22 protein-coding genes are annotated in these 25,135 nt (G+C 40.6%); 1 reads left to right on the top strand and 21 read right to left on the bottom strand.

Going from position 1 to position 25,135, the window contains the following annotated elements; translation table 11 throughout:
- Positions 1-42: 42 nt before the first annotated feature.
- From ACNQGS_RS01760 to ACNQGS_RS01685, 16 genes are all read right to left on the bottom strand, one after another.
- Positions 43-825, bottom strand: a complete 783-nt coding sequence (locus ACNQGS_RS01760) for an enoyl-CoA hydratase/isomerase family protein (protein WP_491485841.1) — start codon at positions 823-825, stop codon at positions 43-45.
- Positions 826-840: 15 nt separating this feature from the next.
- Complete coding sequence (locus tag ACNQGS_RS01755; protein ID WP_491485840.1) at positions 841-1,686, bottom strand: 3-hydroxyacyl-CoA dehydrogenase family protein; 846 nt, start codon at positions 1,684-1,686, stop codon at positions 841-843.
- 72 nt (positions 1,687-1,758) lie between these two features.
- Entirely contained in the window at positions 1,759-2,736 is a 978-nt protein-coding gene (locus ACNQGS_RS01750; RefSeq protein ID WP_491485839.1) for an electron transfer flavoprotein subunit alpha/FixB family protein, read from the bottom strand.
- Between the two features lie 13 nt (positions 2,737-2,749).
- Positions 2,750-3,523 carry an electron transfer flavoprotein subunit beta/FixA family protein gene (locus ACNQGS_RS01745; protein WP_491485838.1) on the bottom strand — a complete coding sequence of 258 codons (774 nt, stop codon included), beginning with the start codon at positions 3,521-3,523 and terminating at the stop codon, positions 2,750-2,752.
- Between the two features lie 16 nt (positions 3,524-3,539).
- The gene (locus tag ACNQGS_RS01740) at positions 3,540-4,418 is read right to left on the bottom strand and encodes a 3-hydroxyacyl-CoA dehydrogenase family protein (RefSeq protein ID WP_491485837.1); all 879 of its coding nucleotides are present in this window, start codon (positions 4,416-4,418) and stop codon (positions 3,540-3,542) included.
- Positions 4,415-6,028 carry a long-chain-fatty-acid--CoA ligase gene (locus tag ACNQGS_RS01735; RefSeq protein WP_491485836.1) on the bottom strand — a complete coding sequence of 538 codons (1,614 nt, stop codon included), beginning with the start codon at positions 6,026-6,028 and terminating at the stop codon, positions 4,415-4,417. Before ACNQGS_RS01735 ends, ACNQGS_RS01740 begins: the two co-directional genes overlap by 4 nt.
- Positions 6,029-6,146: 118 nt before the next feature.
- Positions 6,147-6,917: an SDR family oxidoreductase gene (locus ACNQGS_RS01730; protein ID WP_491485835.1), complete on the bottom strand. Its 771-nt coding sequence runs from the start codon at positions 6,915-6,917 to the stop codon at positions 6,147-6,149.
- A gap of 14 nt (positions 6,918-6,931) precedes the next feature.
- A complete protein-coding gene (locus tag ACNQGS_RS01725; RefSeq protein WP_491485834.1) occupies positions 6,932-8,080 on the bottom strand; it encodes an acyl-CoA dehydrogenase family protein in 1,149 nt (382 codons plus the stop codon).
- Positions 8,081-8,310: 230 nt separating this feature from the next.
- A complete protein-coding gene (locus ACNQGS_RS01720; RefSeq protein WP_491485833.1) occupies positions 8,311-9,978 on the bottom strand; it encodes a sigma-54 interaction domain-containing protein in 1,668 nt (555 codons plus the stop codon).
- A gap of 140 nt (positions 9,979-10,118) precedes the next feature.
- Positions 10,119-10,760: a DUF421 domain-containing protein gene (locus tag ACNQGS_RS01715; RefSeq protein WP_491485832.1), complete on the bottom strand. Its 642-nt coding sequence runs from the start codon at positions 10,758-10,760 to the stop codon at positions 10,119-10,121.
- Between the two features lie 138 nt (positions 10,761-10,898).
- Positions 10,899-11,837 (bottom strand): MBL fold metallo-hydrolase, encoded by a 939-nt coding sequence (locus ACNQGS_RS01710; protein WP_491485831.1) that lies wholly within the window; start codon positions 11,835-11,837, stop codon positions 10,899-10,901.
- A 2-nt stretch (positions 11,838-11,839) separates the two neighbouring features.
- Complete coding sequence (locus ACNQGS_RS01705; RefSeq protein ID WP_491485830.1) at positions 11,840-11,995, bottom strand: hypothetical protein; 156 nt, start codon at positions 11,993-11,995, stop codon at positions 11,840-11,842.
- A 39-nt stretch (positions 11,996-12,034) separates the two neighbouring features.
- Positions 12,035-13,177: an acyl-CoA dehydrogenase family protein gene (locus tag ACNQGS_RS01700; protein ID WP_491485829.1), complete on the bottom strand. Its 1,143-nt coding sequence runs from the start codon at positions 13,175-13,177 to the stop codon at positions 12,035-12,037.
- Between the two features lie 164 nt (positions 13,178-13,341).
- On the bottom strand, positions 13,342-14,394 hold the full coding sequence (locus tag ACNQGS_RS01695; protein WP_491485828.1) for a phosphotransferase family protein: 1,053 nt from the start codon (positions 14,392-14,394) through the stop codon (positions 13,342-13,344).
- Positions 14,369-15,583: an acyl-CoA dehydrogenase family protein gene (locus tag ACNQGS_RS01690; protein WP_491485827.1), complete on the bottom strand. Its 1,215-nt coding sequence runs from the start codon at positions 15,581-15,583 to the stop codon at positions 14,369-14,371. Before ACNQGS_RS01690 ends, ACNQGS_RS01695 begins: the two co-directional genes overlap by 26 nt.
- Positions 15,584-15,766: 183 nt before the next feature.
- Positions 15,767-16,561 carry a hypothetical protein gene (locus tag ACNQGS_RS01685; protein WP_491485826.1) on the bottom strand — a complete coding sequence of 265 codons (795 nt, stop codon included), beginning with the start codon at positions 16,559-16,561 and terminating at the stop codon, positions 15,767-15,769.
- 388 nt (positions 16,562-16,949) lie between these two features.
- Between ACNQGS_RS01685 and ACNQGS_RS01680 the strand changes: the two genes are divergently transcribed.
- Positions 16,950-17,408 carry a low molecular weight protein-tyrosine-phosphatase gene (locus ACNQGS_RS01680; RefSeq protein WP_491485825.1) on the top strand — a complete coding sequence of 153 codons (459 nt, stop codon included), beginning with the start codon at positions 16,950-16,952 and terminating at the stop codon, positions 17,406-17,408.
- Positions 17,409-17,596: 188 nt separating this feature from the next.
- Here ACNQGS_RS01680 and ACNQGS_RS01675 read toward each other — a convergent pair whose 3' ends face one another.
- The 5 genes from ACNQGS_RS01675 to ACNQGS_RS01655 form a co-directional block, all read right to left on the bottom strand.
- Positions 17,597-18,559 (bottom strand): DUF6788 family protein, encoded by a 963-nt coding sequence (locus ACNQGS_RS01675; RefSeq protein ID WP_491485824.1) that lies wholly within the window; start codon positions 18,557-18,559, stop codon positions 17,597-17,599.
- A gap of 665 nt (positions 18,560-19,224) precedes the next feature.
- Positions 19,225-20,121, bottom strand: a complete 897-nt coding sequence (locus ACNQGS_RS01670) for a fumarylacetoacetate hydrolase family protein (protein WP_491485823.1) — start codon at positions 20,119-20,121, stop codon at positions 19,225-19,227.
- A 150-nt stretch (positions 20,122-20,271) separates the two neighbouring features.
- Positions 20,272-21,741 carry a purine-cytosine permease family protein gene (locus tag ACNQGS_RS01665; RefSeq protein ID WP_491485822.1) on the bottom strand — a complete coding sequence of 490 codons (1,470 nt, stop codon included), beginning with the start codon at positions 21,739-21,741 and terminating at the stop codon, positions 20,272-20,274.
- Between the two features lie 305 nt (positions 21,742-22,046).
- Entirely contained in the window at positions 22,047-23,462 is a 1,416-nt protein-coding gene (hydA, locus tag ACNQGS_RS01660; protein ID WP_491485821.1) for a dihydropyrimidinase, read from the bottom strand.
- 144 nt (positions 23,463-23,606) lie between these two features.
- Entirely contained in the window at positions 23,607-24,056 is a 450-nt protein-coding gene (locus ACNQGS_RS01655) for a DUF3830 family protein (protein WP_491485820.1), read from the bottom strand.
- Positions 24,057-25,135: the final 1,079 nt, after the last annotated feature.

Raw genomic sequence — 25,135 nt, 5'->3', positions numbered from 1 at the left:
CTGGTACCGTCTTAAACCGGATGATACCAGGCACTTGTTACTTTATTTAGATGCGAATTCCGGCTTTCTTTTTTCTAAAAAGGCAGATGTTCCTTCGTTTTTGTCTTCTGTAGAAAACAGGACAGCTTGGGCAAGTTTTTCAATAAGCAGGCCAGTTCTTTGGTCTGTTTCAAATCCGGTTAAAACGGCAAGCTTTGCCAACTTAACAGCAAGCGGTCCTTTTGCAAGGATTTTATCTGCTACTTCCTCGGTTTTTGCTACCAGATCCTCCGGTGCTACTACTTCAGATACTAATCCAATCCGGTACGCTTCTTCCCCGTCAATCATTTTTCCAGTTAGAATCATCTCAAGCGCTTTCCCTTTGCCAACAACGCGAGCTAGTCGCTGGGTCCCGCCAGCAGAAGGAATGATAGCAAGATTCAGTTCCGGCAGGCCAAACTTGGCATTTGCGGACGCAACCCGGATGTCACAAGCAAGCGCAAGCTCGCAGCCGCCGCCCAAGGCAAAGCCGTTTACCATCGCAATGGTTGGTTTATCATACATTTCAATGAGATCATATACCTCTTGCATCCCGCCCGGTTTGAAAACATCAAGAGCAGTCTTCTTTTTTAACTGGCTAATATCTGCTCCGGCAGCGAAGGATTTTTCACCTTTTCCGGTAAAAACAACAACGCCGACTGAATCGTCTCCCCTTAACTCATTAAGCGCGGCAACAATCTCCTGCAAAGTCTCAAAGTTCAAAGCATTGCGGAGTTCAGGACGATTAATGACAATATAGGCAAGGCGCCCTTTTCGATTAATTTCAAGATTTTGATAGTTTTGCATCAATAACTCCCCCTATTAATTATAGTTATAAAACCCTTTACCGCTTTTCTTCCCAAGCCGTCCTGCTTTTACGTATTTTACGAGAATAGGACATGGGCGGTATTTCTCTCCAAGTGTTTTATGGAGATATTCCATATTGCGGAGCCGTGTATCAAGGCCAACAAGGTCGGCGAGTTCAAGCGGACCCATTGGATGGTTAAGACCTAATTTAATCGCTTTATCAATATCCTCGACCGTCCCAACACCTTCCATGACCATATTCATGGCTTCATTCCCGATGAGGCAGTTCATCCGGCTGGTGGCAAACCCGGGGAACTCATTGATTTTGACACATTCCTTTCCGAGCGCTTTTCCAAATTCAAAGCTTCTTTCGATTGTCTCCTCGGATGTTTCCAAGCCACAAACCACTTCAATCAGCTTCATTCTCGGTACCGGGTTGAAGAAATGAAGAGCAAGACAGCGTTCCGGTCTCGAGGTTTGCGCCGCAATTTCCGTCGGGCTCATCGTCGATGTATTGGTAGCTAAAATCGCAGAAGGCTTAACGATTTTATCCAGCTGCTTAAAGATTTCTATTTTTAAATCCATGATTTCCAAAACAGCTTCAATGACTATATCGGCATCCTTCGCAGCTTCTTCAAGCTGGGTGGTATAGCGGATTCTGTTTATGGCAGCATCTGCCGTTTCTCTATCAAGTTCGCCTTTTTCAACAGCACGATTAAATTGCTTTTCGATGTAGGATCGGCAGGTCCCCAAGGCAGATTCACTGATATCTTGAACATAGGTTATAAAACCCGCCGCTGCACTTGTATAAGCAATTCCTCGTCCCATCGTGCCGGAACCGATAACACTAACTATTTCCATGCTACTTTCCCCTCTCATGCAGAAAAGAGCCCTCCTTAAGAAGGGGGCTGCTTTTCTGTTAATCTCCTAAACCTAAGCTTTTACAAGCAGATTTTTAATTTCTTCGGTAAGCATTGGCACCACTTCAAATAAATCTCCGACGATTCCGTAATCCGCCACTTTAAAAATATTGGCCTCCGGGTCCTTATTGATGGCAACGACCACTTTAGAGTTAGACATTCCCGCAAGGTGCTGGATGGCCCCAGAAATTCCGCAAGCGATATAAAGATCAGGCGTCACAACCTTACCTGTTTGTCCAATCTGCAGGGAATAATCGCAGTACTCCGCATCACACGCACCGCGTGAAGCACCAACCGCGCCGCCAAGTACATCTGCAAGCTCTTGAAGCGGCTTGAAGCCTTCTTCACTTTTCACGCCGCGTCCACCGGAAATGATCACTTTTGCTTCTGTTAGGTCAACACCTTGGATTGCCTTTTTCGCTACTTCGCGAATGATCGTACGCAAATCCTTGATTTCAACAGAAATAGAGGACACCTCTCCAGTGCGTGATGCATCTTTTTCAAGCGGTGCAATATTATTTGGCCGGATGGAGGCAAAAATTAAGCCGTCCGTTACAATTTTCTTTTCAAATGCTTTACCGGAATAGATTGGGCGGGTAAAAACAACATTTCCCCCTGCTGCTTCAATCGCCACAGCATCGGAAATCAACCCGGAACCAAGCTTGCTGGCAACCTTTGGTGATAGGTCTTTACCAAGTGCTGTGTGGCCAAAGATAATCGCATCCGGCTGTTCCTGCTCCACAACAGCAAGGATTGCCTGGGAAAAGCCATCTGGCGTGTAGCTGGCAAGCTTAGGGTTTTCCACCACGACAGTCCGGTCAGCACCATACTGAATCAACTCTTGTGCCAGATTTCCAACGGATTCACCAAGGAGGACAGCAACTACTTCGCCACCTTCAGCAACGGTTTTTGCTGCGGCAATCCCTTCAAATGATACATTTCTTAATTCCCCATCACGGATTTCTCCAAGTACAATTACTTTTCTAGTCATGTCATTTCCCTCCTTAAATTACCTTTGCTTCTGAATGCAGCAGATTTACGAGTTCTTTTACTTGATCTTGAAGCTCTCCTTCAAGAACGCGGCCGGCTTCTTTTTTCGGAGGCAGATAAATTTCAATTGTTTTCGTTTTGGCTTCGACATCGTCTTCCTCTAAATCGAGGTCGTCAAGCTCTAATTCCTCAAGCGGCTTTTTCTTCGCTTTCATGATTCCCGGTAAGGATGGATAGCGCGGTTCATTTAAGCCTTGTTGCGCAGTTACCAAAAGTGGCAGAGATGTTTCAATCGTTTCAGAGCTTCCTTCAACGTCCCTAACGATGTTGGCGGTCCCGCCGTCTACTTCAATTTTTGTAATGGTGGTGACATAAGGGATATCTAAGAGATCGGCGACACGTGGTCCGACTTGTCCGCTTCCTCCGTCAATCGCGACGTTTCCTGCAAAAATCAGGTCCACATCCTTATCCTTCAAGTATTCAGCCAAGATTTTTGCAGTTGTAAATTCGTCGCCTGTTTCAAGGTCGTCCTCTGTATTAATTAACACGGCTTTATCTGCTCCCATTGCTAGCGCTGTACGCAGTTGCTTTTCTGCATCCTCCCCGCCAACTGATACGACGGTTACTTCCCCGCCTTGGTTATCACGGATTTGGATTGCTTCCTCCACACCGTACTCATCGTATGGATTGATAATAAATTCAGCACCGTCCTCTTGGATGGCTCCTTTTGTGACGACAATTTTTTCCTCGGTATCAAATGTTCTTTTTAACAACACATAAATATTCATGTTCATATCCCTCCTATTAAACTTTTGCTGGGGCGGCATCGTAAGAGTAAAATCCTTTGCCTGTTTTTCTCCCCAGTTCACCTTTTTCAACTTTTTCCTGAACAATCCTTGAAGGTTTGTCCCTCTCGTCGCCGCTCTCCTGGTAACGCTGCATGCGGACGAGGTAATTGACATCGAGGCCGGTTAAATCCATTAGCGCAAATGGACCAATTGGATGGTTGAGCGCTTTTTTGACAACTAGGTCGATGTCCTCGTGACTTGCAATCCCATTTTCAAGAAGGAACAACGCTTCGTCCATCAGCTTTCCTAAAATCCTGTTGGCGACAAATCCGGATATTTCTTTGTTGAGCAGGACTGGAAGCTTATTGATGGATTTCACAAACTCCATCGCCGTTTCGGCCGTTTCAGCAGAAGTGTGCGGCCCGCGGACCACTTCGACAAGCTCCATCACAAGGGCAGGATTGAAGAAATGGACATTGCACACTTGATCCGGCCGTTCGGTTGCATCCGCAATTTTCGAACTAACGATCGTTGAGCTGTTGGTGGCAAGAATCGCGTGGGCCGGTGTGATTTTATCAAGCTTTGAAAATAGCTCTCTTTTAATCTCCAATTTTTCAACAATCGCTTCGATAACAATGTCGGCATCGCTTAATTCTTCCAAGGACGAGGTGAACTTGATTCGATTGAAGGCAGCTTCAACGGTTTCTGCTGTCAGTCTTCCTTTTGCCACCCTTTTTTGCATTTGTTCATCAAGGATTTGTTTTCCTTTTTCAAGGCTTTCTGCACTTACATCCTGCAGCTTGACGCTATAACCGCCGAGCGCACACACCATGGCAATTTGGGCGCCCATGGTGCCGGCGCCAACGACACCAACTTTTTGAATGTTTGTTGTCATTCTTTTTCTCCTTTCTCAAGCTCCTCTTTGACTAGGAGCCTTTTTAAAAGTTTCCCTACGGTATTTCTCGGCAGGGCCTCGCGCACTTCGAACACTTTTGGAACCTTGTATGGTGTTAATTTTGAATAGCAATACCCTTTTAGTTCATCGAGGTCGATTTGTTTTCCGAGCTTTGGCACGACATAGGCTTTGACCGTTTCCCCGTGGTCCTTGTGAGGAATTCCAACGATGGCCGCTTCTTGGATATCGGGATGTTCATACAGAACCCCTTCCACTTCCTGTGGGTAGATGTTAAACCCGCCGACAATGATCATTTCTTTTTTCCTGCCGACGATGTAAAAATAGCCATCCTCATCCATCATCGCCAGGTCACCCGTATGAAGCCAACCTTTCTGCAGCGCTATGCTGGTCTCTTCCGCGTTGTTCCAGTAACCCTTCATGATTTGCGGTCCTTTAATCAGCAATTCCCCCACACTTTGGGGGCCAAGTTCATTGTTTTCATCATCCACAATCAGGCAATCCGTTTCAGGAAAAGGAATCCCGATGCTGCCAATCTTCCTAATGCCAAAAGGCGGATTGCGGTGGGTCGATGGGGACGCTTCTGATAAACCAAACCCTTCAGCAATAGCGGCACCCGTCAGTTTTTCAAATCGTTTCAAGATTTCTACCGGGAGAGGTGCCGATCCAGATGAACAGGTTTTCAGGCAGTTTAAGCCATATTCTTCAATTCCCGGATAATTGACAAAGGAGATGTACATTTTAGGAACTCCAGGAAAAAAAGTAGGCTGATATAGTTTGATTTTTTCAAGCACATCGTTGATATAGAATTTTCGGAATAATAGAATTTCTGCGCCGATATAGATTCCGAGATTCATGGCACTGGTCATCGCGTAAACATGGTATAAAGGGGTTGGTGCAAGGATGGTTTCCTCACCCGGAATCATTTTATCGCCATACATCATGAGGCTTTGGACCACGTTAGCCACCAGGTTATGGTGGGTCAGCATCGCGCCCTTCGTTTTCCCCGTTGTGCCGCCGGTATATTGAATGACTGCCACATTTTTGCGCGGATCGATTTCTGCGGGTGCCTCCATTGGTGCTGAAAAAGGAATCAGCTCATCTAAGGTTTTGAACGCATCCGAGTATAGGTCTTCAAACTGCGAGCCGATAATGTGACGGAATGGGTAAAGTTCGTTTACCTCAAAAATCGTTTTTCGTGATATTGGGTCACCAACGATATAGGAAACCTGCGCGTCAGTGACAATTTGCAGCAGCTCGCGCGGCGTGTACATCGGATTGATTTGGACGACGATGAGACCGAGCGCCTGTGCCGCGTAATAGCTGATGATGTAGTCAGGATGATTACCGAGCATCAAGCCAATTCGCTCACCCTTTTGGAAACCCATCTCCTGCCAGGCACCCGCGAGCCTGTCGACTTGATCTTTAAGCTCTAGATAAGTGGTCTTTTCATCTTCAAAAATAATCGCAGTTTTATGGGTGTACTTTTGTACCGATTGCTCGAACATTTGGTAAAGCGGTATTGCTGGAATTTCAATGCTGGCATTTTGTTCGTGATATTTTGACCACGGTCGGTTGTTCAGTTGTTGCAAATGGGTTGCACCTCCTTTTGTCGGCTAGTATTATTTGCGGAGCGCTCGCCCTTTCTTGCGGATGAGCCGCTCTTACTTACGGATGGCAGCACCTTACTTGCGCATCTCACTTAATGCCCTAAAGCGTACTTCCCCCATCCACAGCCAAAACCTGCCCAGTCACAAAATCACTCGCCGGGCTGGCGAAGTATAGCGCAGCTCCCATTAGGGCGTGGTCATCGCCAATTCTGCCGAGCGGATTATGCTTTTTAATTTCCTCTCCGCGTTCTGCTAGTACATGTTTTGTCATTTTGGATGGGAAGAATCCCGGAGCAATGGCATTTACATAAATTTGATGACGGGCCCATTTTCTAGCAAGGTCTTTTGTAAAATGATGAACGGCCGCTTTGCTCGTGCTGTAGCCAATGGCATTTAGCACTTCAGGCGGTTCAGCCTTGATGCCAGCAACCGATCCAATGTTGATAATCTTGCCGGATTTTCGTTCAATCATCTGTTTGCCGACTGCTTTTGTCACTAGAAACATCCCGGTCAGGTTAACGTTCATGACTTTTTCCCAGGCTTCCAAAGGCATTTCTTCAACCGGTGCTCCCCAGGTGGCGCCACTGTTGTTGACAAGGATGTCAATTTGGCCAAAATCAGAGAGAATCTGGTTCACCAGCTCGTTGACGTCGTTTTCATTTTGAATATTGCAGGAATACCCTTTCGCTTTCACACCAAACGTTTCAGATAAGTACTGTGCCGTTTCCTCACACTGGTCTAAATGCCGCGAACAAACGGCGATGTGGCAGCCGGAGGAAGCGTAAGCCTCAGCGATTTGCCGGCCAAGCCCTCTGCCCCCGCCTGTAATAAAAGCAACCTTATTTTCGATATTAAACAATTCTTTTTGCATGCTCTTCCCCCATCTTAATTTTCTTCTAAGATTCTTCTTGCAATAATCAGGCGCTGGATTTCGTTGGTACCTTCATAAATCTTGGTAATCCTGGCATCACGGTAGAAGCGTTCGACTGGATAGTCAGATACATACCCCATACCGCCATGAATTTGGACAGCTTTATCCGCCACTCGGTTAAATACTTCGGAAGCAAATAATTTCGCCATGGATGCTTCCTTGATGACTTTCTTGCCTTCATCAATCATCATCGCTGCTCTTAAAGTAAGTGCTCTGGCTGCCTCTGTTTCGGTGGCCATATCGGCGAGCATCCACTGAATCGCTTGATTTTCCGCAATTGGTTTTTTAAATTGAACTCTTTGCTTGGCATAGGAAGCGGATAACTCAATTAACTTATCGCAGGAACCGACGGACCGTGCGGCAAGCCCTACGCGGCCTTCGCCAAGGATTTTTAACGCGGACATATAGCCCATGCCGACTTCACCAATGACATTTTCTTCAGGAACCACGCAGTCTTCAAAAATTAACTGAGCGGTATAGGAGCCACGTAAGCCCATTTTTTTATCCTTCTTGCCGACGGTGAAGCCTGGGAAATTCTTTTCTACGAGGAAAGCAGTAATGCCGCCCTTGGCGCCTTTTTCAGGATCTGTTAAGGCAAAAACGGTAAATACATCGGCGACCGGTGCATTAGTAATGAAATGCTTTGTCCCATTCAGAATCCAGTTGCTTCCTCTTTTTTCAGCTCGTGTCGCTAGATTGGTCGCATCTGAGCCTGCTCCTGGTTCTGAAAGAGCGAAGGCGGCAATTTTTCGCCCTGCGGCCATGTCAGGAAGATATTTTTGCTTAAGGTATTCAGAGGCTAGCTTTACAAGCCCGGTGCTGCCGATTCCCGTGTGGGCACTGATTAAGCTAACAAAACCATTGTGAGTGCGGCCAAGCTGCTCGAGGACGACGGCTTTCCCAACCGCATTGAGGCCAATGCCACCATATTCTTCTGGAATGCTGATGCCAAACAAGCCTAAATCTTTTGCCTGTTCAATCAGATGCTGCGGAATGCGGTCCTCATCCTCGATGATTTGAGCGTAAGGTTCAACTTCCTTTTCAACAAAGTTTCGTACCATTTGTTTCATTTGTTCAATTTCTTGTGGAAGTGTCACTAACATATGTATTTCCTCCTCTTATTTGTTTCAGTTTATAAAATTATAGATGCAAGAACCGTGCCAACATTGGAAACGCTTTAAAATAAATATTTTGAACTTTTTTATAATTTAAATGATTCATTTTTGAATTAAAGAAATGGCCAAAGTATTGTTAACTCCTGTGATTCATTTTTGAATTAAAAAATCATTTATGAATCAAAAATAAAAACCACCTTTGCAGGTGGTTTGGTCAATCAAAATTTCAAGTTGTATTTCTTTAATTTCCTTACGATGGTTGGCTGGCTGCTATCTAGTGCTTCCGCTAATTCATAGGTCGTTCGATATTTTTTCAGTGCCAGCTTAAGCAGCTTCTCTTCAGCTATTTCAGTAGCCTGCTTCAATGTCATCATCTCATTAATCGGAATGTCCTGCATTTTCGTATTTTGATATTCTTGCGGTAGATGGTCTACTGTTAAGGTTGATTCATCTGTAACAAGGCACATTCTCTCAATCAAATTGGACAATTCGCGGACATTCCCAGGCCATCCGTAATTATAGAAAAATTCTCTAAGACCTGAGGAGATGTTTTTGTCCAGAGAATATTTGGTGTTCATCACCTCAAGGAAATAATCGACAAGCGGAAGTATATCTGCTTTCCGGTCGCTAAGGCGTGGAATCGAGATTGGAATCACATTTAAACGATAAAATAAGTCCTCACGAAACTTCCCTGCGGAAACCATTTCCTTTAAATTTCTGTTTGTGGCAGCAATGATCCGTACGTCCACTTTCTTTGAACTGGTTCCGCCAATCCGCTGCACTTCCCGCTCCTGGATGACTCGAAGTAGTTTTACCTGTAAATGAAGCGGAAGTTCCCCCACTTCATCAAGGAACAGAACGCCATCATTGGCAAGTTCAAACATGCCGGCCTTTCCTTTACTGCTGGCGCCTGTAAAGGCACCGGCCTCATAGCCAAACAATTCGGATTCTAGCAAATCAGGAGGAATGGCTCCGCAATTGATTTTTATCATTTGGCCTTTTCGGCTTCGTTCACTATTTTCAAAAATATAGCGTGCCAGTACATCTTTTCCCGTTCCTGTGTCACCAAGAATCAGCACGGTCGCATCGACATTGGCAATGCGCTCTGCTGTCTCATAAATTTTCTGAAGCTGTTCACTCCTGATGACCACGCCGTTTGCGGTGAAGGATTTTCCTTTTAATCGTTCAATCTCTTCTTTATAGCTGTTATTCAATTGATTGGCTTTTGTCAATGCGGCCTGCAGGTCATTTAACTCTGACAGGTCGCGGATATTAGTGACAATACTTTCAATCTCGCCATCTTCATCAAAAACAGGACTGCCTGTTAACAGCACTTCCCTGCCTAGAAAATTTTGCTGAACTAAAGAGACGCTTCGCTTTTTCTCGATAACCTTGTGGGTGACCGAGTTTTTCAGAATGCCTCTCTTCATCAGGTCATCTACTTTTTTACCAATATAGTATTCCTTTGGAATACCTGTCAGCCTTTCAATCGCGGAATTTGTTTTGATGGTAATGCCTTCTTTATTGGTAATATAAATGCCGTCATACATATTCTCAATAACGGCATTAAGCTCTCGGTTAATTTTCCTGGCTTCCTTTAATTCCGAGATTAATGAAGTCAACTCTGTAGAAAAAGTTCCGATATAACCTATATTCTCAGATTCAGGGAACGGGCTTTTGATAAAGATCCAATCTTTATCCCCCAACGATGCATGGATTAGCTGGCCCCCCCTTAACTCTAGCCAGGTATCGAAGACCTCATAGATATACTTCTCCGAAAACGGAATATGCTTTTGGATGATTTCATTGCTATATAGGATGGAACCGTCAGAAGCGGCTGTAAAAAACGGAAACGGAATTTTATCATTGATGAGGACCGTAGCCATGGAATCACTCCAAAAATAGTTTTAAAGGGATTAGAATAACGAAAAATACTGATTATTATTAATTTTATAATATAATAACGAAAACATTTCTTCAAATAGAAACAGGCACTACCCCATAACTGATAGTGCCTGCGCTCTATTTATTGTAAATACTTTGGCGGTGGAGATGTATGCTCCTGGTTCTTGACCTCAGCAAAAATATCCTCTTGGGATTCGGGCTTCACCTTATTGTTTAACAACTGCAAAATTTCATTAATATGCGAAATCTGCGCATTACTAGGTATCAAATTTACGATTGTTTGTTTAAACTCTTCAAAGTCTTTTTTCGTAACAGGCTGGGCTTCTTCCTTTAATTCTAGTCCTAATTGACCATTCGGCTCGAGTGTTGCCCATTTTACGTCACTTATTTTGGTTACACTTTTTTGTCGGAGTTTCATTTCAAGTTGGTCGACCGATAATCGCAGTTTTCGCAAATTGGTTTCATTAATATTGCCGTTTTCGATTACCACTTTTGCCTTACCCGTGATTGCTTTTTCGATTTTGTCAGATTTCATTTGGACAAATTCCATAACCAACAATGTTGCTACAAAGACAGCACCAACCATAAAGGTGGTCCTTAAATCCCTGCCGGCAACAGGTTGAGCAAGAAGTGTTCCAATCGCAATCATAACAACCGTTTCCGCTAAGGTCATTTGAGATATGGTTTTCCTGCCTGCAATTCTTAACAGGATGGTCCCCACTATAACAATCAAGACCGCTTTCCATAAATAACTCCATTCCATAAAAAACACCCTTTGTTTGAGAAAGAATAATTGATATTTTCCCCAATTCTTCATTTATAATCCCTGCAATGCCACAAAATACCATAATAAAAGCAGCCTATATCAAGGCCGCTGCTGTATCGTTATTGTTTAAAAAATTTATTTAATCTCGTAATACCACGTACCGTTCTGCAAATTTTTTGTACATTGATTATTGAAATAGAGGTATTCCAAGTGCGCTAATGTTTCACCAACGGCAAACCGTGTTTCATGGATGTTTAGATTTTGAAACAACCGCCCGTTAACTTCGTAGATGGTCCTTGGTTGTTTCAGCACCTCACAGACTTTTTCCAACCGCTCCTGATGATGGGCCAATAATTCATCGATTCTCTGGTTGGCTCCACGAAAAGGTTTGCCATGGGAAGGGATGACGTACTCAGCATCCAATACTTTTATTTTTTCAAGAGATTGAAAGAACGCTTCTAATGGATTGCGGATGCCCCGGAACCAATAAGAGATATTTGGTGAAATTCTCGGCAAAATATGGTCCGTTGAAAAAAGAATACTACGTTCCTTGTTAAAGAGGCTTATTAACCCATCTGAGTGTCCCGGGGTAAATATCACTTCATATTCATAGTTACCGAAAGGGATTTTCATTCCCTCTATGAGGTGATGGTTTACTGTAGGATAAGGTTTTACCTTAGCATTAAAACTATTTTCATCTGATGTTAGTACCGCGGATAAATCATCGGGAAAGCCAAAGGTATCATAATGCTGCTTCATTTCAGCGATCGATTCCGGCTCCCAGCAGTCTAGTCCTGTCTTTGCATCCACTTCGGTCATCCAAACCTCAGCGTTAGTTAATTGCTGCAAAGTCCCGGCATAGCCAAAATGGTCAGGATGATAATGGGTAATGATGATATCTTTGACATCATGTTTTTCAATAATGGGCCGCCAGATATCCCTGGAAACCTCTGTATTTAAACCTGCATCGATGATGGTCCATCCATTTGCTCCCTCGGCTAAAAAACAATTCACGTGATTTAAACGAAAAGGAAGCGGGACGGTTACTTGTGTGACTCCTATTTCTGTAAGCAAAATTATGACTCCTTCCTGGTACTTTCTAATTCTCTTAAAACAGTTTTTAGAATTTTTCCTGCCGCATTCCGTGGCAGTTCCTCCAAAAATTCTACATTGCGTGGTTTTTTATAGCTTGCTTCACCGTTATGAAAGGCTATTATTAAAAACTTCTTCAAGGCGAAGGGTGCAAGCCCTATGAAACAACCTCTACAACTCTATAGAATCGTATTCGCAATATCTTCCGTTATGGATTCGGCTTTTTGCAGGTTTAGTCGAGCAAGCCGAATTTCTTTGTACCATCTTTCGATTGGCAGGTCACCGGCGTATCCCGAGCCTCCATGAATTTGCAGGACATCATCAATGACTTTTGCGGCGGTTTCCGTTGCATGCAATTTGGCCATTTTCGCAGCAAGCTGCCAATTATGAGCCTTTGTTTCTACTTTTTGTGATGCATCACTTACCATTAATCTTGCAGCTTGTAAATTCAAAACAGCGTTAGCCAACATCGAACGGATGGTCGGGAATTCGGCAAGCGGTTTGCCTCTTGTAATCCGAAGCTGGGCATACTGTTTTCCGTATTCGAGCGCTTTTACAGCTATGCCGATACTTTTGGCTCCGAGCAACACCTGTGATTCTGCAAGCCAGTTCCGAACTAGGGATTGTCCTTCCCCTACAGCACAGATTCGTTGGCTGTCATGGACACGGAAATTATTTAATGTAAAACTGTGTGTTGTTTGAACATCAATCAAAACGGTTTCCTTCATTTCAAGTAAACCTGCATCAAGCAAAAATAACGTTGACAGTGCATCTCCGTTTTCTAATTGGCAATTGACAAGAATGACACCAAAGGAAGATTGATTTATATTTTGAATGTAAGCCTTATGGCCGTTTATCACCCACTCATTTCCTTGTCTGACGGCTATTGTGGTTAAATTTTCAAGATAGTTATCTTCCTGCTCCTCCCAGACAGCGGCAAAACAACCCTTGCCCTTACTGATGGCAGGCTTAATATAGGTGTCAATCTGTTCTTTTGTACATTTTTCTAAAAAACTGGGAAACTCGCCGCCAAAGGCATCGGCGGCCGGATGGTAGAGTCCGAGCCGATGCTTAGCAGCTTCCTCCAATAAAACAGCCCTAACTGGTAGAGATAAACCAGCACCGCCCCATTCTACTTTAGCATGCAATGCCTCCAACCCAGCCCTCTTGGCCACCTTCTTAAGACGGGTTATGACTTCTTCTGGTAGGTCTTTTACGTATTTTTCAGGCGAAAGCTCTTCAGGCAGCACATGCTCTTTGATGAACGACTGAACGGTCTTTTTTAAAATTTCTATTTCATTTTCGACAAGTAGGTCGGGCATAAGTTTCACTTCTTTTCGAAAGAATGGATGTTTTTTGATTCGCTAATAGATGGTTGTTATTCGCTAATAAACTCTTAAAATTCGCTAATAGAACTGCTAAATTCGCTAATAAACCTGTGAAATCCGCTAAATGGATGTCAACTTATACTAAAAAAAAAGCAATCTTAACGCAAAAGTTCTTTCCTTTGAGCTTTTGCCGCCATATTTAGCAGGTTTCTGATGCCAGTATGCAATTTGCCAAAGCGCTCATCTGGGGCTTCGCCGATCTTCCATCGATAATAAATTTGCTGCAGGATGACAGCAATTTTATAAAAAGCAAATGTTAGATAATAATCAATATTGGAGATGTCTCGGCCGCTTTTCTTTGCATACCGTTCCAGCATTTCTTTTCTGGTCATAAAGCCAGGGTTGGTTGTAACGGAAGTCAATCCACTGTTCTCCTCATCTGGCTGGGTCCAGTAGGCGATCGCGGATGCCAAATCCGTTAACGGATCACCGATGGTACTCAATTCCCAATCAAAGACTCCGACAACTTCACCTGGGTTATTGGCGGAAAACATCATATTATTTAATTTAAAATCATTGTGAACAATCGTTGGTGCTGGCGAAGGAGGAATATTGTCAATGAGCCATTTTTCTAAAGTTTCAACAGAAGCGGTATCATCCGTTTTCGAGTTTTGGAATCGTTTGATCCAGCCATGCACCTGACGGCTTAAATACCCGTCTGGATAACCGAAATTCTGAAGGCCAGCTGCTTCATAATCCACAGCATGCAGCTTGACCAGGGTATCGACCACGGCATTGGAAATGAGAAAACCAGTATCCTCACGGGATTTAAATTCTTCCGGCAGCGAATCATCTAGGACCACACCTTCTTTTTTCTCCATCACATAGAAGTGCCGATCCATGATCTCAGAATCCTCGCAGTACAAGTATGGCTTTGGCGCCATTGGGAAGACGCGATTTAATTTTTCGAGAACATCAAATTCCCTTTTCATATCATGTGCTTTTGGCGGTATCGCGCCAAACGGCGGTCTTCTTAAAACAGCTTGCCACTCCCCAATGGTGATAAAGTAAGTTAAGTTCGAGTATCCAGCTGAAAACGCCTTGAATTGAATGGGTTCGTCACTTATTACCGGAATTTCCTGCTTGAGATATTGCTCAACCTTTTCCCAGTTCACTTCGGTTACCTTATTTTTGGACTGCTGCTGGCTCATTCAATCTCTCCTTTGTTTGATACTCCTTTAAAACCTGTCTGGCTACTACCATCCGATGGACTTCATCGGCACCATCATAAATGCGGGCGGCCCTTGCTTCACGGTAAAGACTTTCAAGCGGTGTGTTTGGGGTTAAACCGTATATTCCTAACGTTTGAATCGCCCGATCAATCACATTGTTCAAAACCTGTGCTCCGTAAAACTTGATGAGGGATACTTCTTTTCTGGCTTCATCGCCCTGGTCCATTTTCCAAGCGGCATGAAGTGTCAGCAGTCTTGAGGCCTGTATTTCTGCTTCAGAATCAGCGATGTAGTTTTGGATAATTTGCGAGTCTGCGAGTGTTTTCTGCCCGTCTTTTTTCGTTAAGGAATAGGCAAGCATTTCATTCAAGGAGCGGCGGGCAACCCCGATCCAGCGCATGGCGTGCGTAATTCGGCCAGGGCCTAACCGCAGCTGGGCAAGCTTAAAGCCTTCGCCCCGTTTTCCGAGCAAGTATTTATCTGGAATACGACAATTATGAAAGTGAACCTCACAGTGACCACCGACATAATGGTCACCCAAAACCGGGACTTCACGAATAATTTTAAAGCCCGGGTTATCGGTATCGACGATGAACAAACTGGTGCGGTGGTATGGGTCTGCATCAGGGTCGGTCACCACCATGGCAATGGCAAATGCAGCTCCCTCTGCACCTGTGGTGTACCACTTATTGGCGTTAATGACCCACTCATCCCCCTCTTTGACGGCCCTGCCTTTTAGTGTTCTTGGGTCAGAACCTGATACTTCCGGTTCGGTCATGGCAAAACAGGAGCGAATATCATAGTTTGCTAGTGGCTTTAAATATTTTTCCTTTTGTTCGTCGGTTGCAGCGTGGACTAAAATTTCGGCATTGCCGGCATCGGGTGCCATCGACCCAAAAACGTAGGGGCCAAGCGCGCTTTGACCGATTACTTCTGACAACAGCCCTAAAGAAACGAATCCCATACCCATTCCGCCGTATTCCTTCGGCAAATGGGCCGCCCATAAGCCATGATCCTTCACAACCTGCTGCAGGGGCTTTAAGATTTCATCTGGCAGCCCGCGATGTGGAACCATGTACTTTTCATTAGGAAATACATGCTTTTCCATTATTTCTTCCGCTTTATTGAGCATTCTTCGTTGTTCGTCACTTTCAGTGAAATGAAACATCTTCGATCGCTCCTTTTTTCGAAGAACCATTGTTAGCGTTTTCTTTTATTTGATTAAATAATAGCAATTTTCTTTCAATTATACAATCGAGCAAATTTTGAATTTTTATTTAAAAAGGAATAGCGGCTGGTGTTGGCTATTTCAAAAAAAATAACCCGCATCTTTAAAATGGCGGGTGGCTGTTTAGTTTCCTTTCATTCTGCTTTTAAATTGATCATAGTCTGTTTTCACGTAATGGAAGGCTTTGGCGCTGCCGCCATGGTCTGGATGCGTTTCTATTAATAATTTTTTAAAACCGAACATGATTTCTTTTGGACCTGCTGTTTTGGATAGCCCCAGTTTTCGACGGTAATCTTGCGGATTAGATGGTAATCCGGAATGGAATTGTACCTTTTCATCCTCTCTTTTACCTTGTTTCGAGAGCTCTTCTTTTAGTTTTAACAATTCCTTACGAAGGTCAATATTTTCCTTTAACACTTTTCTGGTCTCCATTTGCAATTCCGATTTTTCGTGCTTAAGGCTGGCGATTTCTTTATTTAGCTTGTCCCGTTGCTGGATCATCGCTTTTAAAGACGTTTGATGAAGCTCCTGTATCCCTTTGATTTGCTCATCCTGTGCTTTAAGTTTTACTTTCAGCTCACGAATCGTCATATCGGAAGGCTTGTCTTCAAAAGCTGGCAATTTGGGCTGTGTAGATATGTATTCCTTGATTTGGTCCACATTCCCTAATCTATGAATCTTCCCTTCATTATACCAGCGTTTGACTAGTTGAATACCGATATTTGCAGCAACACCTGCATCCTTTAATAGGTCAAAGGCTTCATCCGTATCTTCCAGTATGTACTCTGTTTTTGAGAGCCTTTGCTTCCCTTCAAACCTTATTTTTCGCTCCCGCATCCACCGTCTAACCGTCTGAATGCTAAGTTCATCCGGAACTCCAGCACTCTTTAACAACTCAAAAGCTTGATCAGTATTCACAAGAATCCTCCTCCGAAAACAACTGAGGTGACAGAAAATGACACAAATGGTCATATATTTTAATAGTTTTCTATTTAATATTAAAGGAGGAAAAAAAGAATGTGAATGGCTCAATAAGACTATTAAATGAGGCATAGGGACGGTTCTTATGCCTCATTATAGGAAATGCTAGAAGCGCTATATCGAGTAGATTATTGTGTTATGAGAGTTTTTGAGGAGTATTTTCTAGTAATTCTAATTCACTCTTTTATCGCAGGTATTTTTCGACTTAGTATTCGGAAAAACATGTACACTCCGCTTTTCAATAATTCTAAAGTATAATATTCTTAAAATTGTAAGTACTTGAATACGTTTCGACCCACTAGTCTTAACTAAAGGAGTTCATAACATGATCAATGTATTATTCGTCTGTCTGGGGAACATTTGCCGATCGCCGATGGCTGAGGCTGTATTTCGCGACTTACTCAAAAAAGAAAATCTGTCCGGCCAAATTGCTGTGGATTCCGCAGCTACCAGTTCATGGCATATTGGATCTCCACCGCATAAAGGAACCTTGGCCATCTTAAAAAAATATAACATTTCTACGGAGGGCCTTGTCGGACGTCAATTAACAAAAGACGACTTTGAAAAATTCGACTACATCATCGGCATGGATGAAGGCAACACAAGAAACATTTACGAAATTACCGGAAAGCCGAATCATCCCAAAATCATCCGTTTACTCGACTTAACTAATCACAGAAAAGATGTCCCAGACCCTTACTACACAGGTGATTTCCAAGAAACCTACCAGCTTGTAACAGAAGGATGCCGGGCTTTACTTGAGAAAATCCTTGCGGAAAAGTGAAGAGTCCCCATGCTTAGTTTCCTGAAACAGTATTTCATTTTGTCCCATTTATATTTTTGAAGAATTCACAAAAAGAAATAATTCCTCTTTTAAACATGCGTTCAAAATTTTCACCATTTAAAAGGGAATATTACTGAGAGTTCTGAAAAACTAGAATGTGTTTTTATTATTTTCAATTACCATTAAATTTAGAGTATATCTTTAAAAATATTTTCTAGGCTTTCAGATTCTTCTATATAGTTTGAACTATTAAAGTCAAAATTAGATTCCATTTCCTCAAGGTGCGCAAGCATCAGTCGTTCGGCCATATATTCATCCCTTTGTTTCATTGCATTTAAAACACCTATATGGTCCTTGCAGCTGCAAAGCATTTTTCTCGGTCCATAGAAAGAAAAAACTACATATACTAAAGAAATTAATTCCTCTAGATAGCGATAATAATATGGATTCCCGACCATTTCAGCAATACTCAAATGAAAATCACATGTTAAGCGTAATCGTTTAAAAAAATCATTTTGAGAATGGGCTTCGTGTTCTTCCTCGATAAACCATTCCAATTTGCAAAATTGTTCATTGGTTAATTTTTTCGTAGCCTTCCGAACGACTATTGCCTCCAATTCCTTTCGTGCCTCACAAATTTCTTTAGCTTCGTTTACCGTGGGGCAATAAATAAATGTCCCTTTGTTTGGAATTATCTTCACCAATTTCTCATAAGCCAATCTTCTAAAGACATTTCTAATAGGGGTTCGACTTACCCCAAAAACTTCAGCAATCGCATCTTCTACTAACTGCATATTTGGTCTTAACTTTTGAAACAGAATGGCCTCTCTAATCTTATGATAAATTTCCTCCTCATTTATCGGACCTGATTTTCTTTGATTAACCCCATTTTGCAAAGTGGATTTTTTTTTAGTGTAGGAATGTTGATCTGCTTCTTTGGTATTAATTTTACCGGAATTAATGATTTCAGGGGTTTGTTCAGAATATGGCAATTGGGTACCAAAGTATTTCCTTTTTCTTTTCCCATTAATTACCTTAGTACCATAATAATATGGACCATGTCCATTCCCAGTTTGGCAAGTGGTACAAGTCGGTTTTCCACATTTACGCAATTGAGAAACAATACTCCATCCGTCAATAATAATTGCCACCAACCATCACCCTCTCAAATTATTTAACATTTATCCAAATCATTTCCTCCTTTTAAAAAAAGAAGGAAAGAAATCAGTTACAAAAATGATATTTTTTCGATAACACTATTGAAGTAATATTCAAAGAATGTGTTTTAATAGTTAAATTAAACTTTATTTTATATTAAATACTTTTTCAATATCTTTTCATTATTCTTGTTCATTTGTATTAGAATTTACCTATCCTTTTATATATTTTCCAATCAATTTGGGGTATTACCCCCTTGGTATTTAAAAATTCACATCAAAATTTTTAAAGAAAAAAGCAATAAATAGAACCTAAATGAAAAAAATAAACAATTGTATGAATAAAGAGAAACAGCATAACTAGACTTTTTAGCTAGTTATGCTGTATTAGAAAATATAATCTGAATCCGTTTTGTTACATTCCTTCGCCATATGAAATTTTAAGGGTAGTCACCATGCGTTAAGGCTTAAGTTCACGTAGGAAAGTTCTAAACAAAAAAATAAATAGGAGACGAAAAACACTAGGATTTAACGGTTTTCGAAAATAATATTACTCGTTATCCTTAAGTCTTACTTCCTATCATTGTTTGGGCTATTATTTTTAAATATGCCAGACCGAAAAAAAAGTTTGATTTCAAAAATTGTAGCCCTTAAATTCTCTATTTTTCTTGCATTATTCTATTATGCAAACTGCCAAGTTTGTCAATTTCAACTATGATTTCATCACCTTGTTTTAGCCATTCCCTTTCATTTTCTGGAAATGTCATCACAATTCCTTCAGGGGAACCAGTAAGAATAACATCTCCTGGCTCCAATGTGAACAGACTTGATATATAACTGACTAATTCTGCACAATTAAAAATCATATCGGATGTGTTGGTATTCTGACGAATTTCCCCATTTACATATGATTTTAATGAAAGATTATTCGGATCTCCAACCTCATCTGCAGTAACTAGATAAGGACCCAGTGGGCAAAAACCATCACAACATTTTCCAGGAAGCCAAGACGACGTCATATATTGCAAGTCTCTTGCGGAAAAATCATTAGTATTACAATAGCCAAAGACATAGGTTAATGCTTCTTCTTTCGTTACATGCCTAGCTTTTTTACCAATTACAATCACTAGTTCAGCTTCATAGTCAAGTTGTGTGGAATTTGAAGGAATCATAATTGAATCTCCACTAGCTCGAACGGCACTGCGAAATTTATTGAATAAATGTGGGTATGAAGGCTTTTCCATATTAACTGTTTTTAAATAACCATAATAATTCAGTCCAACCCCAATAATCTTTCCTGGTGTGGGTACACATGGACCTAGTTCTACATTCGCCTCTTGCAGGAATATCTCATTAGGTGCATGTTGTTCCATTTCTTTAGAAAAACTTGTAAGTATTTCAATCCCATCATTACCTAATGATAGAACCTGATCAAGGGTTTTGGGAACATTATTAATAGAAAACAACTCTACTGCTTTTAAAACATCCAAAATCCCCTTACTAGTTTTTATGCCCAATTTCAAACCATCCGTTGTACAAAAAGTGAGCAATTTCATCTTTTACTTACTCCTTTTTATAGTAAAGTTAATTAATTCAAAATTCTCATTCTTTGGGTTCTTGTCACATTATTAAATTATTATTGTACAATAATCTGATATTCTATTAATTTGGGATTAAAGTGAAAAGACTCCTTAATCCCACTGATTTTACTCCACCATTCTTGTTATATGGTCTTCGATTAATTCGTTATCATCCTTTTCCTTGTATGGTGTAGAAGCAATTTGTAACTTGGTCCAATAGGGACTAAGTAACTTAACAAGAACAAAGTATAATCCACCAATTAATATTGCGTTACACATTGCCGGAATTACGGTGACTGGGAACAAGTGATAAGTAAAAGCACCAGTAACACATAAAGCAACGGCTAGCCAATTCACTCCATTATTAAAAGCATATTGTCCATTTTCATCAAAAACTGCATTTACATTGATTTTATATTTTTTTAGAAACACAAAATCGGCAATAAGAACGCCAACAAGTGGTGAGTAAACAAACCCAAACTTCTCAATAATCGGAGTTACTTGATCGATAATAACTGGGAAACAAGAGACAATTGTTGCGATAACCCCGGAAAAAACTGTTGCCCAAAATCGGCCAAATTTAGGGACCGCATTAACTAAACATAAGCCTGCGGTATATAAATTCAATATATTTACAGACCAATTATCCAATATAATCATTATTAACAGGAATAGAAGAAGCGGAATGGATGGATTTAAGTGCGTCATTGCTTCAAACACATTCCAGTTCTGAATGGCGATTGCGGAGTATGCTCCAAAAAATGCAGCGATAAACACACTAGTTGCTGCGCCCAACACGACACCAACCCACATATCTAATCTACTTCTTGTATACCTTGTAAAGTCAGAAGAATCAGTGATCAATGTCATAAAAATGGCTGCTGCGGTACTTGCTGATACAGCAAATGCTCCCCACCCAGGATTAGCAGCTGGCATTCCAGTTACATGGCTCCATTGAAAACTGGGGAGATCACTAGTGATCAAAAGAAATGCTATATACCCCATTCCTAGTATTTTTATCGTAAATACCCATCTAGTAAATTTTTTGAATGTATCGAACCCAATAACCGCTACTAAAGTTTGGAAAATTGCGAAGATTAAGCTGATGATAATAATGTTGTAAGTATTTCCTGTTAAAGATCTTAATAGTGATTGAATTGCTAGCCCTCCTCCCAGAGTTTGGGCAGCAAAAAGAATAATTGAAGTAGCTGCTCTTAAAATTGATGGAACATAGCGAGCAAATTTACTACCTAAACTAAACCGCATTGCCACCGCACCAGGTAACCCATAGTCAGTTCCAGCAACAGAAAATAATGCAAAAGCAATAAATGCAATCGTTGCCCCAAGAACTTGCGACCAAATTGCCCCCCAAAATGAAAGTCCTGTGGTTAGGATCATCACACCGGGGATCATCATATGGACTGGTGTAATAAAAAACGATGCAAATATCGCAAACAAATCATACCATTTAACCGTTTTCAATTTTTCAGGAATTGGCTCTATACCAAACTGCTCAACATTTTTCGGAGCTCTGTTTTTTTTCGAAAGCAACTCAATCATTTCTTGAACATCTTTGCTCTCAAGTTCCTTATTCACTTTTTATTCCTCCAATTAATGATTTACATGTATACCCAGGATGGATGATTTAGGAAGTTAACTAATTGTTACCTAATTAAAAAGGGTTTTACGAATATTGAATGATTCAAAGGCAGGTTAATAGTTTAGCAGATTCAATGGTTAACCTGGAGAAAACACCCCATGCTTCTAAGCAGACAGTTAAATAACAAGAAGAGGTGTTTTACCAATCAGGAACGATAATACTCCAGGTTAGTCAGAAGGCATTTTCTAGAAAAGATAACAAAAGTCCTTTCTTAACAAGAAACGATATATTTGATGTTTCGTTAACTAAGAGCAAAGTGACCTTGCTTAGATTCTGTTAATGTCCTTGTTTTACAAGAGAGATACTCTCCATGCCCGACCTTACCTATAAATATACCATCTTTAACAATTTCTTCACCTCTAGAAAACACAGAGGTAATGTTGCCTTTTATTTTTTCTCCTTCAAAAACACTAAAGTCTGTATTATGATATTGAGTTGCTTTTGTAATCGTTTTGGTTTGGTTAGGATCAAATATAACTATGTCAGCATCACTTCCAACATTAATGCAACCTTTTTTCGGATAAAGACCAAATTCTTTTGCTGGATTTGCGCACATTACCTCAACAAATTTTTGTAAAGAAATTCGTTTTTCATAAACACCGTAGTGATACATAATCGAAAACATTTCTTCCACTCCCGGGATGCCATTTGGTATATTACTCCATACATCTCTACCTAGCTGCTTAGAATATTCTCCTTCAAAATTTACAGGGGAATGATCTGAACCAATTGTAGAAATAACACCTGAATTAATCCCTTCCCAAAGTGCATCTTGATGCCATTTTTCCCGCAGTGGTGGTGCACAGACAAATTTAGCACCTTCAAAATCTGGCAAATTGAAAAAGCTAATATCTCGTGCCAAGTAATGTGGGCATGTTTCTGCTAGGACCTTCGCACCTCGTTTTTGAGCAAATTCAATAATATCTTTTGCTTCAGCACATGATACATGAACGACACGAACAGGTGCTTTTGCTGCAATGGCAATAGAAATTGCTCTAAAAGTCGCTTCTGCTTCCAAAATGGAAAGTCTGGTATATCCGTGATTAACTGGCGCAGTCTTTCCCGCTGCTACTGCTTCTTCAACGATTTGGTCAATTACATCACCATTTTCACAGTGTACATTTGTAAGTACGCCATTTTCTCCCGCTTTTTTTAGGACCTTATACAATTGGACATCATCTACTATCAGTCCCGCTTTACGGTAAGCCATGAACATTTTAATGATTCCAACCCCTTCGTCAACTAAGGCAGGCAGATCTTTAAGTACACTCTCATAATAGTCTCCATTTATGATGGGTTGCAACGCATAGTCAATACATGAATTACTCGTTCGGCGAATCTTCCAATCTCTGAAATTATCAAGCAACCCAAGATCTTTTTCCGGTTCAACAAAGTTTACTACTGTTGTAATTCCACCTGCAGCGGCTGCTCTTGTGCCATTTTCAAAATTATCTGCTGTACCCCAAAAGTCAAAGTGTGTATGGACATCAACCCCACCTGGAAAAATAAATTGACCGCTGGCATCGGTTACCTTATCATCTTGTTCGGGTTCAATAGAATTTGCTATCCTTGTAATCATGCCATTTTCTATAATAATATCTGCTTTGTAGGTATCTACCGGAGTAACAATTGTCCCGTTTTTTATAATTTTTTTCATTCCATTATCCTCCTTGAAATTAACTTTTATCTCCTTGCAACAATCATCATTTATGACCCAATTTACAAAGGAAGTAGATTAATATATTTTTTAAAATGGACATTCAAACAACAGACTAGCTTGGTTTTCATTTTGATTGAAAATTCAAAAATTAAGTTGTTCAGGTATATGGGGTGTTTCTTCTTCCGAATGCTTTTCAAAAGAAATATCGTGGGCCCCGTTTTGCAGAAGTTGATCACCTAGGTAAGATAGATTTTCTAGATTAGTCTTAATAGTTAGAAAATGATTACCCGCCAACGAACCTACTTTGCTCATGAAAGTACAGCTTCCATAAGGGATTAGTAATTCTGCTCCAATCATTCCGCCAGGATAGAACAATATATCTCCTTTCGATGGGTAAGTAGTATGATTTTCATATGCTAACTTCTCATCATCTAAAGGAACCCAAATTGCCTCTCCACACCAGCGGCAATGATATGTCTTACTATTTAACGGAAGCAATTTTTTAAAAATTTCACAGGTCTTAGGAGCTTTTTCTTCCTCTAATTTTGCCAAAAACTGATATTCACCAGCGGTTATTTTAATCAGTGACATTTAACTAATCTCCTTTATCCACAATTAACCTGTTCTTAAAATTTTTTAATATTTTCTTAGAATTTGAATATGCAACCTTTTGAGTTAATTCCTTCCCTTGATAACTAACAAACTTTATCATTCTTTTTTCATCAATGAAATTTATCTATACAGGAAATAAAACAGCTATTGGTCATTTTTGCTATAAACAGGATTAGCCTCTAATTGGGAGGCTGATATTCATTTGTATACTTCATTTTTTTAGTAAAGAATAACCTTTTTCAATAATCTTCAACAAACTAAGTAACAGCAGAACACTGATTCAGAAATCAATTTTCACAAAAGTATTTCATATTGTATACAATATAGATTTTTTTATTCACTAAACAATCCTCCTTTCTTGGACTTTATAATATCAGATTAAAAGGCAACTCACAAGAATATTTAGAATATACTAACAACTTTATCGCACAAGAAATACACAAGATTATACACAAGACGAATGGAAATCAACACAAGATTTTAAAGTTATTAAAATTTAATTAGCAACATTACACATCTAGTTATTAAATTTGCGATGTAAATACTGATAATATCCCTAACTTTTCTATTAAACGCTAATGACAATAGAATTCGAACAACCCTAAAACTTAAAAAAAGAAAATAGCCCCTTCCGATTTAGTAAAAGCGTTTACTAATTGGTAGGAGCCTTTTAATTTACATCCTTATATTCTGATTCATCCACCTAGGACTTAATATCCACTATAATCTTGCGGTCGTTTCTGATTAAATTCTATATTACTACATAAAAAACTACCTATTGTAAAAATTTTTTAACCTTATTTGATCTCTAAACAGAATGAGTCTATCTAATAAGTAATAAAAGTTATAGGAAAAGAATTGTTACTGGAGACTTTTCTTTTTTATTAAAAAATTCTTTATAAAAAATACATCTTGATAGTTTTGCAAAACACCTAATTCCAAAAAACCTACCAGCTTGTTACAGAAGGATGCCGGGCTTTACTTGAGAAAATCCTTGCGGAAAAGTGAGGCGTGGGGACGGTTCTTGTGCCTCACTCAAGAAAATCGATTGAGGCAAG

The sequence above is a fragment of the Neobacillus sp. PVCKKU3 genome, from assembly GCF_058323225.1.
This window is presented reverse-complemented; position numbering and strand designations above follow the sequence as displayed.